General features: G+C 66.4%; 15 protein-coding genes. 5 read left to right on the top strand and 10 right to left on the bottom strand.

Going from position 1 to position 14061, the window contains the following annotated elements; all coding sequences use genetic code 11:
• Positions 1–94 precede the first annotated feature (94 nt).
• Positions 95–223, bottom strand: coding sequence for a hypothetical protein (locus tag ABNQ40_RS25040; protein ID WP_282187144.1), 129 nt, complete (start codon positions 221–223; stop codon positions 95–97).
• A 362-nt stretch (positions 224–585) separates the two neighbouring features.
• Between ABNQ40_RS25040 and ABNQ40_RS25045 the strand changes: the two genes are divergently transcribed.
• Together ABNQ40_RS25045 and ABNQ40_RS25050 are read left to right on the top strand one after the other, a co-directional pair.
• Complete coding sequence (locus tag ABNQ40_RS25045; RefSeq protein ID WP_109047430.1) at positions 586–1602, top strand: patatin-like phospholipase family protein; 1017 nt, start codon at positions 586–588, stop codon at positions 1600–1602.
• A gap of 147 nt (positions 1603–1749) precedes the next feature.
• Positions 1750–3330 carry a matrixin family metalloprotease gene (locus ABNQ40_RS25050; protein WP_109047429.1) on the top strand — a complete coding sequence of 527 codons (1581 nt, stop codon included), beginning with the start codon at positions 1750–1752 and terminating at the stop codon, positions 3328–3330.
• A gap of 30 nt (positions 3331–3360) precedes the next feature.
• On the opposite strand, the gene ABNQ40_RS25055 is transcribed toward ABNQ40_RS25050, so the two are convergent.
• Complete coding sequence (locus ABNQ40_RS25055; protein WP_247879483.1) at positions 3361–4344, bottom strand: SAM-dependent methyltransferase; 984 nt, start codon at positions 4342–4344, stop codon at positions 3361–3363.
• Positions 4345–4553: 209 nt separating this feature from the next.
• Here ABNQ40_RS25055 and ABNQ40_RS25060 point away from each other — a divergent pair, with 209 nt between their 5' ends.
• Together ABNQ40_RS25060 and ABNQ40_RS25065 are read left to right on the top strand one after the other, a co-directional pair.
• Positions 4554–4853, top strand: a complete 300-nt coding sequence (locus ABNQ40_RS25060; protein ID WP_109047428.1) for a bacterioferritin-associated ferredoxin — start codon at positions 4554–4556, stop codon at positions 4851–4853.
• Positions 4854–5348: 495 nt separating this feature from the next.
• Positions 5349–5654 carry a hypothetical protein gene (locus ABNQ40_RS25065; protein WP_109047427.1) on the top strand — a complete coding sequence of 102 codons (306 nt, stop codon included), beginning with the start codon at positions 5349–5351 and terminating at the stop codon, positions 5652–5654.
• Positions 5655–5746: 92 nt separating this feature from the next.
• On the opposite strand, the gene era is transcribed toward ABNQ40_RS25065, so the two are convergent.
• The 8 genes from era to rpoZ form a co-directional block, all read right to left on the bottom strand.
• Complete coding sequence (era, locus tag ABNQ40_RS25070; RefSeq protein ID WP_109490651.1) at positions 5747–6652, bottom strand: GTPase Era; 906 nt, start codon at positions 6650–6652, stop codon at positions 5747–5749.
• A gap of 259 nt (positions 6653–6911) precedes the next feature.
• Positions 6912–7697, bottom strand: a complete 786-nt coding sequence (gene rnc / locus ABNQ40_RS25075; protein WP_109047426.1) for a ribonuclease III — start codon at positions 7695–7697, stop codon at positions 6912–6914.
• Positions 7698–8465, bottom strand: coding sequence for a signal peptidase I (lepB, locus tag ABNQ40_RS25080; RefSeq protein ID WP_109047425.1), 768 nt, complete (start codon positions 8463–8465; stop codon positions 7698–7700).
• The gene (acpS, locus tag ABNQ40_RS25085; RefSeq protein ID WP_391347656.1) at positions 8462–8941 is read right to left on the bottom strand and encodes a holo-ACP synthase; all 480 of its coding nucleotides are present in this window, start codon (positions 8939–8941) and stop codon (positions 8462–8464) included. The genes lepB and acpS overlap by 4 nt, the downstream gene beginning before the upstream one ends.
• Positions 8938–9687 carry a pyridoxine 5'-phosphate synthase gene (locus ABNQ40_RS25090; RefSeq protein ID WP_391347659.1) on the bottom strand — a complete coding sequence of 250 codons (750 nt, stop codon included), beginning with the start codon at positions 9685–9687 and terminating at the stop codon, positions 8938–8940. Before ABNQ40_RS25090 ends, acpS begins: the two co-directional genes overlap by 4 nt.
• 179 nt (positions 9688–9866) lie before the next feature.
• A complete protein-coding gene (locus ABNQ40_RS25095) occupies positions 9867–10262 on the bottom strand; it encodes a cytochrome c (RefSeq protein WP_391347661.1) in 396 nt (131 codons plus the stop codon).
• A gap of 57 nt (positions 10263–10319) precedes the next feature.
• Positions 10320–12479, bottom strand: a complete 2160-nt coding sequence (locus ABNQ40_RS25100) for a bifunctional (p)ppGpp synthetase/guanosine-3',5'-bis(diphosphate) 3'-pyrophosphohydrolase (protein ID WP_109047421.1) — start codon at positions 12477–12479, stop codon at positions 10320–10322.
• Positions 12480–12633: 154 nt separating this feature from the next.
• Entirely contained in the window at positions 12634–13068 is a 435-nt protein-coding gene (gene rpoZ / locus ABNQ40_RS25105) for a DNA-directed RNA polymerase subunit omega (protein WP_098740113.1), read from the bottom strand.
• A 306-nt stretch (positions 13069–13374) separates the two neighbouring features.
• Between rpoZ and ABNQ40_RS25110 the strand changes: the two genes are divergently transcribed.
• On the top strand, positions 13375–13977 hold the full coding sequence (locus tag ABNQ40_RS25110) for an NYN domain-containing protein (RefSeq protein WP_109490650.1): 603 nt from the start codon (positions 13375–13377) through the stop codon (positions 13975–13977).
• The last annotated feature ends 84 nt before the right edge of the window (positions 13978–14061 follow it).

Here is a 14061-nt window from a genome sequence, read left to right on the forward strand (position 1 = left end):
CCCGCCAAGGGTCCTGACGCTGCGCCCGAGTGGCCGGCGCGTCACACTGTGGCCGACGCGTCCGCATGGGCGCGGGCCTCGACAGCGGCGCGGTTCAGAACAGACTGGCGGCCGCCGGCGCACCGAGAAGCGCGATCAGGACCAGCACGGTCACGGCAACCAGCCGTTCCGTCGGCGACCAGCGTTTCCAGTCTTTTCTGAAACTTTTCAGTTCGTCGGCCATGACAAACCTTCCGGGGTTCGGGAACTACATTGCAACGCAACGAAACTGCATCCGGGCCAGTTGACGCATGGTTAAAATCGCCCGGCGATACGACAATGCTCGACCACTGGCACAGAATTGCCACAGTCATGCCCAGCTGACCTCTGATCCAGGTCAAAGATCGGCCAAATTTTCGACATTTCCCATCTCGCGTGCGGCGATGCCCCCGTCTCCGGCGGCGTGCCACTTCCGGCCGCTTCCGAAACCGGACGGTAATGCCTAGATGATAAGCTCTAGATCAAGCCTCCGATGCCGGGGGCATCCAGCCTCCAAAGCCGGGGGCATCTGGCCTCCGAAACCGGGGGCGCCGACGGGAGATGCGGATGGCGAGGGGAACCGACCTGAAGATCGGGCTTGCGCTGGGCAGCGGTGCGGCGCGCGGCTGGGCGCATATCGGCGTCCTGCGCGCGCTGGAGGAGATCGGGATCAAGCCCGACATCATCTGCGGCACCTCCATCGGCGCCGCGGTGGGGGCCGCCTATCTGACCGACCAGCTGGACGAGCTTCAGGCCTGGGCGCAGAAGATGGGCTGGCTCGGCATGCTGGGCATCATCGACCTCACCTTCCGCCGCGGCGGTCTGGTGGCGGCCGAGAAGGCGTTCGGGCGCTTCGACAACGAGCGCAGCAACATCCTGATCGAAAAGCTGCCGATGCCCTTCGCCACCGTCGCCACCGACCTGTCGACGGGGCGGGAGATGTGGCTGCGCGACGGCCCGCTGATGTCGGCGGTGATGGCCTCGGCCGCCATGCCCGGACTGTTCCCGGCGGTGCGGCGCGACCACCACCTGCTGGTGGACGGCGCCCTGGTCAACCCGGTGCCGGTCTCGCTCTGCCGGGCGCTGGGGGCCGACATCGTGGTCGCGGTCAACCTGAACAGCGAGCTGTCGCCGCTGGGCCGGCCGACCGGCCGCGGGGCCGGCAAGGGGCTGAACGGGAAGGGAATTGGCGGCAACACGGTCGCGGTCAAGGCGCCGGAGCCGGTGGTGGCCGGCGGCGACGCCGGCTCCCCCGCTTTGTCCCACCTGACCAGCCAGATCTCGACATGGCTCGGCCGCAAGCCCAGCCGGCGCACCCAGTTCCTGGCCGACCAGATCGACGACGCCCATGCCCACAGGCAGATGCCCAACGCGCTGGAGGTGATGGCCGGCTCCATCGACATCATGCAGGACCGCATCACCCGGTCCCGCCTGGCCGGCGAGCCGCCCGACGTGCTGATCGCGCCGCGGCTGGCCCATATCGGCATCCTGGAGTTCGACCGCGCCGCCGAGGCGGTGGAGATCGGCCATGCCGCCGCCTCGATGCTGCGCCCCTCCATCGAACTGGCCCTGCGCCGCGCCTGACCGGTTGCGCTGGAGGCTGTTCCCGTCTTCCGTATCAGCCATATATTCCTCGTGTCCCGGCGTCCGCCCGGGCTACGTCTCCGTTTGCCCCCTCCCCGTTTGCCCTCCCCGTTTGCCCCTCCCCATTTGCCGCGAGAACCAGCGTCCATGAGCCAGTCTGCGCCGTCCGACACCGTCGCCACCCTGCTCGCCAGCGGGACGCCGCATTGGGGCGCCAACGGCACGGTGCTGGACGGCGGCTCCGTCGGCGCCGCCGCCACCGTCACCTATGGTTTCCTGACCAGCGCGCGGCAGGTTTCCGCCACCGACTCCACCGGCTTCGCCGCCATGAGCACGGCTCAGCGCGCCGCCGTCCGGCAGGCGCTGACGGCCTGGAGCGCGGTCGCCAACGTCACCTTCGTGGAGATTTCCGACGCGGCGAGCGCCGCGGTCGCCTTCGGGACCAACCGGCAGCGCGGCCAGTCGGCGGCCTACGCCTATTACCCCTCCACCGGCGTCCAGGGTGGACAGGTGTTCCTGGCCAACGACAGCGCCGGGAACACCAACCCGACGTCGGGCAGCTACAGCTACATGACCGTCATCCACGAGATCGGCCATGCGCTGGGGCTGAAGCATCCCGGCAACTACAACGCCGGCACCGACGACGGGACGGAGGGGCCTTATCTGCCGGCGGCGACGGACAATTATGCGTTCAGCATCATGTCCTACAACGAGAACGCCGCGCTGCCGTCGGGGACCTACCTGACCGGCCCCAGCCTCTATGACATCGCCGCGATCCAATATCTCTACGGCGCCAACATGGCGACCGGGGCCGGCGACACCGGCTACACGCTGAACACCGCCAGCTTCACCACCCTGTGGGACCCCACCGGCCACAACAGCCTGAACGGCGCCGCCCAGACGGCCGACCTGTCGCTGGATTTGCGCAGCGGCCAGTTCAGCAGCGCCGGCGGCACCACCTTCCTGGCGCTGGCCTATGGCACCAGGGTGCAGCTGGCGACCGGCGGCAGCGGCAACGACAGCTTCACCGTCAACAATCTGGGCAATGTGCTGGACGGCGGCGCCGGCACCGACACCGTGGTGTTCAGCGGCCGCCGCGCCCAGTACCGCGTCCAGCTGCTGGACGCCGGCCGCTACATCGTCAGCGGCGCCGACGGCAACGACCTGCTGACCAACATCGACTATCTGCGTTTCGCCGACGGCAGCACCGCCCTGGCGTCGATGGTGTCCGGCACTTTCGACGCACTGCGCTACGTCGCCTCCAACAGCGACCTGATCGCGGCGCTCGGCACCAACGCCGCGGCGGCGACCCAGCATCTCATCGGTGCCGGCGTCTATGAGGGCCGCAGCCTGACCGGCTTCGATCCCTACAATTATCTGGCCGGTTATGGCGATTTGCTGACCAGCTTCGGCAGCGACGTCGCCGCCGCGACCCGCCATTACATCGAGGCCGGCAACCGCGAGGGCCGCAGTTCCACCCTGTTCGACACGCTGTCCTACGAGGCCAGCAACCCCGACCTGATCGCCGCCTTCGGCGACAACCGCGAAGCGGTGGAGCTGCATTACATCGCCAGCGGCCGGCTGGAGGGCCGTTCGCTGACCCGCTTCAACGCCGCCGCCTATCTGGCGGCGAACCCGGACGTCCGCACCGCCGTCGGCGGCAACCTGACCGCCGCCAAGCAGCATTATGTCAGCTATGGCTATGCCGAGGGACGGGCGCTGGCCTGAGCCGGCCCGCCTCCCTCACTTCGCCGGCCCCTATTTCGCCGGCCAGATCCAGGTCAGCTCGTGCTTGTTGTGGTGGAGGTGGAGCACCCGGCCGCCGGGGATCTCCGCGAAGGCGCGGGCGGTCTCATGGTCGGTTTCCGCCTGGAACTTCAGCGTGCAGACGAAACGCTTGGCGAGCCCGCTGTCCATCCACTCCTTCACCAGCCGCAGCAGGCGGGTCGGGTAGCAGATCACATCGCAGCACAGCCAATCGACCGGACCGACCGTCGCCGGCTTCAGGCCGAAGGCGCTCTCCTGGCGGATCTCCACCCGCGGCAGGGCGGCGATGGCCGGATCGAGCGGCGCCTTGTCGACGCTGACCACCGACGCGCCCAGCTCGTGCAGCACCCAGGTCCAGCCGCCGGGACAGGCGCCGAGGTCGAGACAGCGGTCGCCCGGTCCCGGCTGCTCGCCGAACAGGGTCAGCGCCTCCCACAGCTTCAGATAGGCGCGGTTGGGCGGTGCCGTGCGGTTCTCGATGAAGGTCACCTCGCCGTTGCGGAACGGGCTGGAACAATGCGCCGCGGCGATGATGGTGGACTCGTCGACCAGCGTCCAGGAGCCCAGCGGCGCCGTCGGCAGCGGCGACGGGAAGACCACCGGCTTGGCCGAGACATGCGGCAGGTTTTCCTGGATCAGGGCGGCGCGGCGGTGATGGCGCTGCGACCACAGCGCCCAATTGCGCTGGATGCCGCGCAGAGCCTTCGCCCCGCCCTTGATCGAGGGGAACTCGATGCGCACCGGGTCGTACCAGATGTTCTGCGCCCAGGCCGCGGGCCGGGCCGGGCCGTCGACGAAGACCAGCCGGCCATCGACCGACGCGACGTCCCCCAGCTCCGCCACCAGATCGTCGAGGAAGCCGTCCGCCGCCAGATAGACGGTCTGGCCGAGCGGGGTCACCACCGCGCCGGGAACGGCTTGCGGGTCGGTGCCGGGGGCATTCGGGGAGGCGGTTTTGGGGGTGCTGTCGTCCATGCCCCAGGGGCTACCGCTGCCGGCCGTCGAATGCAAGCGCAAGGATGCGGCGCACCTCTTTCGGCGTGACGCGAAGGGGGCTGTGACAAAGCGTCTCGAAACTTCTTATATGCGATTGGCTCGCAATAGCGGCATTGACAACGATTCTCACTCTCAGCTATTGCTGGGCCCGGGACACCTCTTTCGAAACCGACTTTCGCCGAGGGCTTATGTACGTCTGCATCTGCCACGCGTTGAACGATAAGAAGGTCAAGGCTGCGCTCGATCAGGGCGCCACGACCCCGGCCTCGGTGTTCCGCCATCACAATTGCCAGGTCCAGTGCGGCAAATGCGTTCCGACCATGCGCAGCATGGCCAGCGAACACCGCGCCACCTTCGCACAGCAGACCGCCGCTGCCGCTGCCGCCGCCGTTGCGGCGACGCCGGTCGCCGCCCCCTGCTGCGGATCCGCCTTGCCTGAGCCGGCCAATGCCGAGGCGGTTCCCGCCTATGCCATCGCGGCCGAGTGAACACGCGCACACAGGTGTAGGACCGCATTCCCGACGGGTCTACCACTTCCGACTTTGTGCTGAATAACAGGTCTACAACCTCGCCTTAAGGCTGCGACAGATTGCGCGCCGACTATGATTTTTGGGCGGATTGACCCGGCACCGGCGTTCCGGCACAAAAGCGTCACCAAAACAAAAGAACGTCGTCAAAATGACGGCGTATAAAAACAGGAACGGGCCGGATGAAACCGGCCCTGGAGGAAACGCAATCCAACCGGGAAGACTTCCTTGGCCACCGGGTTTGCCTTGTCCTTGATGGGCGGGGCGGCCCGGCGGGATTTGGATTCGGGCAGGTATTCCGCAACTGCGAAATCGCACCGCAAAAATCGGGCGGCATCTCCCAAACGGGCGGTGCCGACTGGGCTTCTGTTGCGTTTTCGCAGTGTCGGCACGGGGATATCTTCACCCGACCGGCCAGGAAGTCAAAAACGGTTGAGGATCAAAGGAGGACACTTCATGAGCCGCCGCAACCGGCAAGCTTTCGACACGTTGAGCCGTGATCTGGTGCTGCGCGCCACCGACCGCATGGAAACCCTGCGATCAATGGTGGAACGCGCGGACAGCGACCGGCGGGAGACGTGGGAACGCACGCTCGACCGTCTCCGCGGCCTGAACAATCGCGCCATTGCCCGCATCGAGGCCGCCCATATGGCCGATGACGACGCATGGCCCTTCGCCCGCGCCCAGGCCGATCAGGCGATGATGGACCTGATGCGCGCGCTCGACGATTTCGACGGCCATCTGCGCCTGATCGCCGCCTGACATCGCCGCCTGTCCGGGCTGCGAACGGTCCCAAATGAAAAGGCCCTCTCCCGCGGGAGAGGGCCTTTTTCATGGGGCAGGACGCACCGACGTCAGGACGCCCCGAAATCGAGGCCCCAGGCCGAGTAGCGTTCCGGATCGTCGACCCAGCCCTCGCGCACCTTCACGAACAGGATCAGGTGGACGCGGCGTTCCAGCATATGGGTCAGCTCGGACCGCGCGGCGGACCCCAGCGCCTTGATCCGCTGGCCGCCCTTGCCCAGCACGATGGCCTTCTGGCTTTCGCGCTGCACGAAGATGACCTGCGAGATCTTGACGGAGCCGTCCTCGAACTCCTCCCACACCTCGGTCTCGACCGTGGCGGAATAGGGAAGCTCCTGGTGAAGCTGGAGGAACAGCTTCTCGCGGGTGATCTCCGCCGCCAGCAGGCGCATCGGCATGTCGGAGATCTGGTCTTCCGGGAAATGCCACGGCCCGTCCGGCAGACGGTCGGCCAGGAACTGCTTCAGATGGGCGACGCCATCCTCGGTGAAGGCCGACACCATGAAGATGTCGGAGAAGATGCCCTCCTGCCGGAAGGCGTCGGCGATGCCCAGCAGGACGTCGCGCTTCACCAGATCGATCTTGTTCAGGATCAGGATGGCTTCGCGCCCCTGCTCCTTCAGCCGGGCGACGATGCTGCGGGTGTCCTCGTCGATGGAGCGGCGCGACACGTCGTAGAGCACGCCGATCACGTCGGCGTCCTCCGCCCCCTGCCAGGCCGCGGCCACCATGGCGCGGTCCAGCCGGCGCTTCGGCTTGAAGATGCCGGGGGTGTCGACGAAGATCATCTGGGCATCGCCCTGGATGGTGATGCCGAGCACGCGGGTGCGGGTGGTCTGCACCTTCGGGCTGACGATCGACACCTTGCTGCCGATCATCGCGTTCAGCAGCGTCGACTTGCCGGCGTTCGGCGCACCGACCAGCGCAATGAAGCCGCAGCGCGGATGGTCCGGCATCGTCGGCAGAGGCGGCAGGACGGAGATGGGCTGCCCGCGCGGGGCGTCCTCATCGTCCTCGTAATCGTCGTCCTCGTATTCGCCGTCCTCGTCCTCGAAGTCGCCCTCTTCGGCGTCCCCCTCAACGTTCTCCGCCGCATCCTCGCCCGCGAGATCGTCCTCATGGTCGAGCGCCCCGTCGTCCGGCACGGGCTCCGGAGTCGGCTCCGCAGCTTCGGAACCGGGCTGGATCTTCGTCTTGTCGATGTCGTCGCGACCGTCAGTCATCGACTTGCACTCCCACCTGGCGCAGCAATGCGCTGGCCGCCTTCTTTTCCGCGATGCGCTTGGAGGAACCGGACCCGGAGACCGGATCCATGCCCTCGACATGCACCGCAACCACGAACAGCGGCTCGTGCGCCGGGCCGCTGCGTTCGATCAGTTCATAGCGGGGCAGCGGCTTGCCGCGTCCCTGCGCCCATTCCTGCAACGTCGTCTTGCTGTCCAGCGGTGGCGGCGTCGCCTTGTCGATCTCGCCGGCCAGCGCCTGCCGGACGAAGCGCGTCACCGGCTCCAGCCCGCCATCGAGATACATGGCGCCCAGCACCGCCTCGCAGGCGTCGCCCAGGATGGTGCGGTTCTCCCGCCCGCCGCTCTGCGCTTCCGCCGGCGACAGGCGCAGATAGGCGCCCAGCCCGATGGCGTCGGCGACGCGGCCCAGCGATTCCCGGCGCACCAGCGCGGCATGCCGCTTGGCCAGCGCGCCCTCGCGCTCGTTCGGATAGCGTTCCAGCAGCCATTGCGCGACGACCAGCCCGACGACGCGGTCGCCCAGGAACTCCAGCCGCTCATAGGCGATGCCCGGCCCCTTGTGCCCCTTGCGGCCGGTCCGCTCCAGCCCCATCAGGCTGGGGTGGGTGACGGCATCGTGCAGGAGCGACGGGTCGGAAAACTCATAACCCAGCGCCTGCGCAAGGCTGGCGACATCCGCGGACCGGGCGGCGCCATCGGGCTGGATGTCGGAGCCGGCGCCCAGATCGGCGGGCGCCTTGGTGACGGTGGACACTTACCGGACTCCGTTGAACAGGCGGCTGAAGCGCAGATCGACCGGCCAGCGCCAGATTTCGTAGAAGCGCGTGCCCTCGTCGAGCGAGAAGAACAGGAATTCGGCGCGGCCGACCATGTTTTCGATGGGAACGAACCCGACCTGCGACGGCACGCGGCTGTCGAGCGAGTTGTCGCGGTTGTCGCCCATCATGAAGAGATGGCCGGGCGGCACCTTGAACACCGGCGTGTTGTCGAGCGGACCGTTGTCCGACTCCTCGATGATGCGGTGGGTGCGGCCGTTGGGCAGCGTTTCGATGAACTGCGCCGTGCGGATGCTGCGGCCCAGCGAATCCGTGGTCACGTAATCCTCGATCCGCTCCCGCTTCACCGGCTGGCCGTTGATGTGCAGGATGCCGCCGATCATCTGGACGGTATCGCCCGGCAGGCCGATCACCCGCTTGATGTAGTCGGTCTTGTTGTCGCGCGGCAGCTTGAACACCGCCACGTCGCCCCGCTCCGGCTCGGAGCCGAGGATGCGGCCCTCGAACAGCGGCAGGCCGAAGCCGACGGTGTATTTGCTGTAGCCGTAGCTGAACTTCGACACGAACAGGTAATCGCCGATCAGCAGCGTCGGGATCATCGACCCCGACGGGATGTTGAACGGCTCGAAGGCGAAGGTCCGCACGCCGAAGGCGATCAGCACGGCGAAGATCACCGTCTTGACGGTTTCGGCGAACCCGGATTCCTTGGCTTTGGCGGTGGGCGCCGTTTCTTTCTGAAAGGTCATTCTGGGGTCGCCGTTTCGGTGGGCGTTTCGGGCATTTCGGACTGGATGGGCTCGGCGCTGATGACGACGAACGCTTCCGCCATCGGGTATTCGTCGGTCAGCGTCACATGGATTTTCGCGCGCATGCCCGGCGGCGTGATCGCCTCCAGCCGGGCCAGCGCGCCGCCGGTCAACCGCATCGTCGGCTGGCCGGACGGCAGGTTCACCACCCCCATGTCGCGCCAGAACACGCCGTCGCGGAAACCGGTGCCCAGCGCCTTGGAGCAGGCCTCCTTGGCGGCGTAGCGCTTGGCATAGGTGGAGGCCCGCGCGTTGTTCTTCGCGGCGGAGCCGGCGCGGCGTTCGGACTTGGCCTGCTCGACATCGGTGAAGATGCGGTCGATGAAACGCTGTCCGAAGCGCTCCAGCGACTTCTCGACCCGCCGGATGTCGATCAGGTCGTTGCCGATGCCGAGGATGGTGCCGGACATCGTCATGCCGGCATTCCGGCGGCCCGCGCCGTGTCCATGGCCTTGCGCATGCGCGCGATGGAGTTGGTCAGACCGACGAAGATCGCCTCGCCGATCAGGAAATGGCCGATGTTCAGTTCGACGATGGTCTGGATCGCCGCGACCGGACCGACGGTGTCGTAGCTCAGGCCGTGGCCGGCATGGCACTCCAGCCCGATCGCCTCGGCATGGGCGGCGGCGCGGACGATGCGGGCCAGTTCCGCCTCGCGGTCAGCAGGGCTGTGGGCATCGCAATAGGCGCCGGTGTGCAGTTCCACCACCGGGGCGCCGAGGCGCTTGGCGGCGTCGAGCTGCGCCGGCTCCGGATCGATGAACAGCGAGACGCGGATGCCGGCGGCGCCCAGCTCGCCGACCGGGCGGACCAGATGGTCGTACTGGCCGATCACGTCCAGCCCGCCTTCGGTCGTCACCTCGGTGCGCTTTTCCGGGACGAGGCAGGCGGCGTGCGGCTTGTGGCGCAGGGCGATGCCCAGCATCTCGTCGGTCGCCGCCATCTCGAAGTTCAGAGGACGGTCGATCTCGGCCATCAGCCGTTCGATGTCGCGATCCACGATGTGGCGACGGTCCTCGCGCAGATGGGCGGTGATCCCGTCGGCCCCGGCCTCGATGGCCAGCTTCGCCGCGCGCACCGGATCGGGATGGGCCCCGCCGCGTGCATTGCGGACGGTCGCCACATGGTCGATGTTCACGCCGAGGCGGAGAATACGGGACATGCAAGGACTCCAAAGCGCCGCCGCCCGCCGGAACGGGCGGGGGCGATTCCGTCTATATAGCGGTGCGTCCGCCATCCGTCACGCCGAACCGACCGACCCAATCGCGGATGACAGGGAATTTACCGTCTCCGCCCCCCGCCCGGCCGAATGGCCGGACCGGCGATCCCGGCGGATTTTCCTTAGTTCGACCTGTGGATCACGCCGCTCAGATACTCGTTCAGATCGCGGAAATCCTTGACGGTCCAGGCGTGCGGCGGGAGCCGGTAGCCGTTTTCCTTCAACGTTCTCGGGATCAGATCCCCGTTTGGCCGCAGGATGATCGACGACACGATGACGCCGGGATAGTCGGCCAAGCGCTTCCGGAAGGCCGCCGTCGTCAGATCGGGGGTCGGAGGGTTGCTCTTGCGCGCCAGCGGACCCGAGCCTTTCGCATCCGCCCCGTGGCACATGGCGCATCTCTCCACGAACAACTTTTCCCCGTTGTCCGCGTGGGCACCATGAAGCGGCGTCAAGCATAAGGCGGCAACCGAAAACGGCAGGAGCAGCCTATCGAGCCGCATGTCCTGTTCTCCCATCGCGCAACTTCATAGTGCGTCCTGGCGTTGCGGCCCTGTTGCGTGCCGGCGGGAGCGTCACCGCCCCCGCGCCCGCTCCACCGAATGGATGGCCGGGGTGGCGCGCAGGGCGGCCATGATGTTGGTCAGGTGCTTGGCATCCTTCACGTCGATGTCGATCAGCAGCTCGAAATAATCGGTGCTGCGGTTCGTGATCTTCTGATGGATGACATTGCCCTGGTTCTTGCCGATCACCGTGAACAGCGTGCCGAGCGAGCCCTGTTCGTTGGCGATGACGACGCTGATGCGGCCGACATGCTCCTCCGGCGAATCCGGGCCGGTCTCCCACGACACGTCGATCCAGCGTTCCGGCGATTCATGGAAGCTTTCCAGCGTTTCGCAGTCGATGGTGTGGATCGTCACGCCCTTGCCGGTGGTGACGATGCCGACGATGCGGTCGCCCGGCAGCGGGTGGCAGCAGCGGGCATAATGGACCGCCATGCCCGGGATCAGTCCGCGGATCGGCAGCGCCGATTCCTTGCGGGCCTTGGCCTTGGGCTTCGGCGCGCTCTCTTCCAGTTCGCGGACGGCGGGAGCGGTCTGGGCCTTGTGGCCGGGGAAGACGGCGTGGAAGACTTCGCGGACCGAATGCAGGCCTGAGCCGACGCCGGCCATCAGGTCGTCCACCGTCGGCTGCTGGAAGATCTTGGTGGCGGCCTCCAGCGCCTTTTCGGTGAACTCGTAGCCTTCCGACTTGAACTGCCGCATCAGCATGCCGCGGCCCAGTTCCATATACTGGGCGCGCTGCTGGGTGCGCAGGAACTTGCGGATGCGGGCGCGCGCCTTGCCGGTGACGACGAAGCGTTCCCAGCCCGGAACCGGCGTCTGCGCCTTCGACGTGACGATGTCGACCTGATCGCCGTTCTGCAGCTGGGTGCGCAGCGGCAGCATGCGGCCGTTGATCTTCGCGCCGACGCAATGGTCGCCGACCTGCGAGTGGACGGCATAGGCGAAGTCGACCGGCGTCGCCCCGCGCGGCAGCGCGATCAGGTCGCCCTTCGGCGTGAAGCAGAACACCTGGTCCTGGAACAGCTCCAGCTTGGTGTGCTCCAGGAACTCTTCCGGCTTCTGCGCATGCTCCAGGATGTCCAGCAGCTCGCGCAGCCAGCGATACTCGCCGCCATTCGGGCGCGGCTGGTGGTCCTGCTTGTAGGCCCAGTGAGCGGCCACGCCCAGTTCGGCGATCTCGTGCATGTCCTGGGTGCGGATCTGCACCTCGATCCGGTTGCGGCCGGGACCGATCACGCCGGTGTGCAGGCTGCGGTAGCCGTTGGGCTTGGGCGTGGAGATGTAGTCCTTGAAGCGCCCCGGCACGACCGGATAATGGGCGTGCACGATGCCCAGCGCCTGATAGCATTCACCGACCGAGCCGACCGTGATGCGGAAGGCCATGATGTCGGACAGCTGTTCGAAGCTGACATTCTTGCGCTGGAGCTTGCGCCAGATCGAATAGGCGGACTTCTCGCGTCCCGACACCGACACGTCGGGCAGACCTTCGGAGGCCAGCAGCTCGCGCAGTTCGGTGATGATGGTCTGGACGCGGTTCTCGCCCTCGCTGCGCAGGCGGGCAAGCTGGGCCAGGATGCTGTCGCGCGCGTCGGGGTTCAGTTCGGCGAAGGCGAGATCGTCCAGCTCGTCCTTGATCTTGTGCATGCCGATGCGTTCGGCCAAGGGCGAGTAGATCTCGATGGTCTCGCGGGCGATGCGGCGGCGCTTTTCCGGCTTCTTCAGGTGGAACAGCGTGCGCATGTTGTGAAGCCGGTCGGCCAGCTTCACCAGGAGGACGCGGATGTCCTCCGACATGGCGATGACCAGCTTGCGGAAATTCTCCGCCTGCTTGGCCTGCTCGCTGTTCAACTCCAGCCGCGACAGCTTGGTGACGCCGTCGACCAGACGCGCGATTTCCTTGCCGAAGACCCGCTCGATGTCTTCGAGCGTGGCGACGGTGTCCTCGACCGTGTCGTGAAGCAGCGCCGTGGCGATGGTGCCGGCGTCCAGCTTCATCTGGGTGAGGATGCCGGCAACCTCCAGCGGATGGAGGAAGTAAGGATCGCCGGACGCGCGCGTCTGCGACCCGTGCGCCTTCATCGAGAAGACGTAGGCGCGGTTGAGCAGATCCTCGTCGGCGGAGGGATCATAGGCCTTGACGCGCTCGACAAGTTCGTACTGCCGGATCATGCGGCCCGACCCGGCGCACGCGGCGCCTCAAATGTGTTCGTGTCGTATCTCAGGGCGGTTCCGTTCGAACCGAAGGGGAGCAGGATGCCCCCCACCCTTGCCTGCGGCGAGGGGGCGTTGCGCCCCCTCCGGGTCCTGCGGTCGTTGTCCAGGATCAGAGGTCTCCGTCGGGATCCTCGGTCATGGCGAAACCGGCGCCCGGCTCCGCATCCATGTCGGCGGCGACGTCGTCTTCCTCGGTCAACTCTTCGCCGTCGCTCTCGCTCATGCCGTCTTCGTCGCCCAGCGAGTTGTTGCCGCGGGCGGCCCAGTCATTCTCGCCGGCCATCAGCTCGACGATCTCTTCCTCGGGCTCGTCCGGCTCGACATGCTTCTGGTGGCCCTTGATCAGGGCGTTCTTCAGATACTCCAGCGACACCGTCTCGTCCGCGATCTCGCGGAGCGCCACGACCGGATTCTTGTCGTTGTCGCGGTCGATCGACAGCGGGGCGCCGCTCGCGACTTCGCGGGCGCGCTGGGCAGCCATCATGACCAGCTCGAAACGGTTCGGAACCTTCAGGACGCAATCTTCAACGGTAACGCGGGCCATGCCAGACGAACTCCGGATTCATAGGAGGCTCTAGACTATATGGATGTGGCCCGATAGGTGCAAGCGCGAACGACAGCGCTGCTGCATTGCGTCGGGGGAACACCCCCGTACAAGCTCAATATCCATCCGGCCTGAGGCCCGAAAATAGTAGGCAATCCCTGCCTCTTGTATGTTTGCCCACAATACACTAGGTTTCGAAATTGGAACGCGAGCTTTTGCGCATGTTCCGATACATTTTCAACAAGCAGCGATGGAAGGATCCAGGCATTGGACCGCAATTCGACTTTGCCGCGCGATGTCAGCAAGTTGTTTTACAAAGAAGAACGTCTCGCACTTTTTATCGACGGCGCCAACCTCTACGCCGCAGCACGTTCACTTGGCTTCGATATTGATTACAAAAGGTTGCGTGACGGCTTCGCCGGGGAAGGCAGGCTTGTGCGCGCCTTCTATTACACCGCCCTCGTCGAAGATCAGGAATACTCCCCGATCCGCCCGCTGGTCGATTGGCTGGACTACAACGGCTACACCATGGTGACCAAGCCGACCAAGGAGTTCACCGACGCGTCGGGCCGGCGCAAGATCAAGGGCAACATGGACATAGAGCTGGCCATCGACGTGATGGAGATGGCCGACCATGTCGACCACATCCTGCTTTTCTCCGGCGACGGCGACTTCCGCCGGCTGGTGGAGGCCGTGCAGCGCAAAGGCGTCCGCATCAGCGTCGTCAGCACCGTCCGCTCGCAGCCGCCGATGGTCGCCGACGAGTTGCGGCGGCAGGCCGACAACTTCATCGAGTTGCAGGAGCTGGCGCCCTTCATCGCCCGCACCCACCATCACCGCGATCAGATGCCTTCCCACCACGATCAGCAGGGCGGCCCGACCATGTACGACCCCGACGACCGGGGCTGATCCTTCGGGTCGAAAAGCAGCGTTGGCAGACATGAAAAAAGGAGCGCATCGGGCGCTCCTTTTTCGTTCGGGGACTTCCGTACT

The organism is Azospirillum sp. A23 (assembly GCF_042938965.1).
Classification (GTDB): Bacteria; Pseudomonadota; Alphaproteobacteria; order Azospirillales; family Azospirillaceae; genus Azospirillum; species Azospirillum melinis.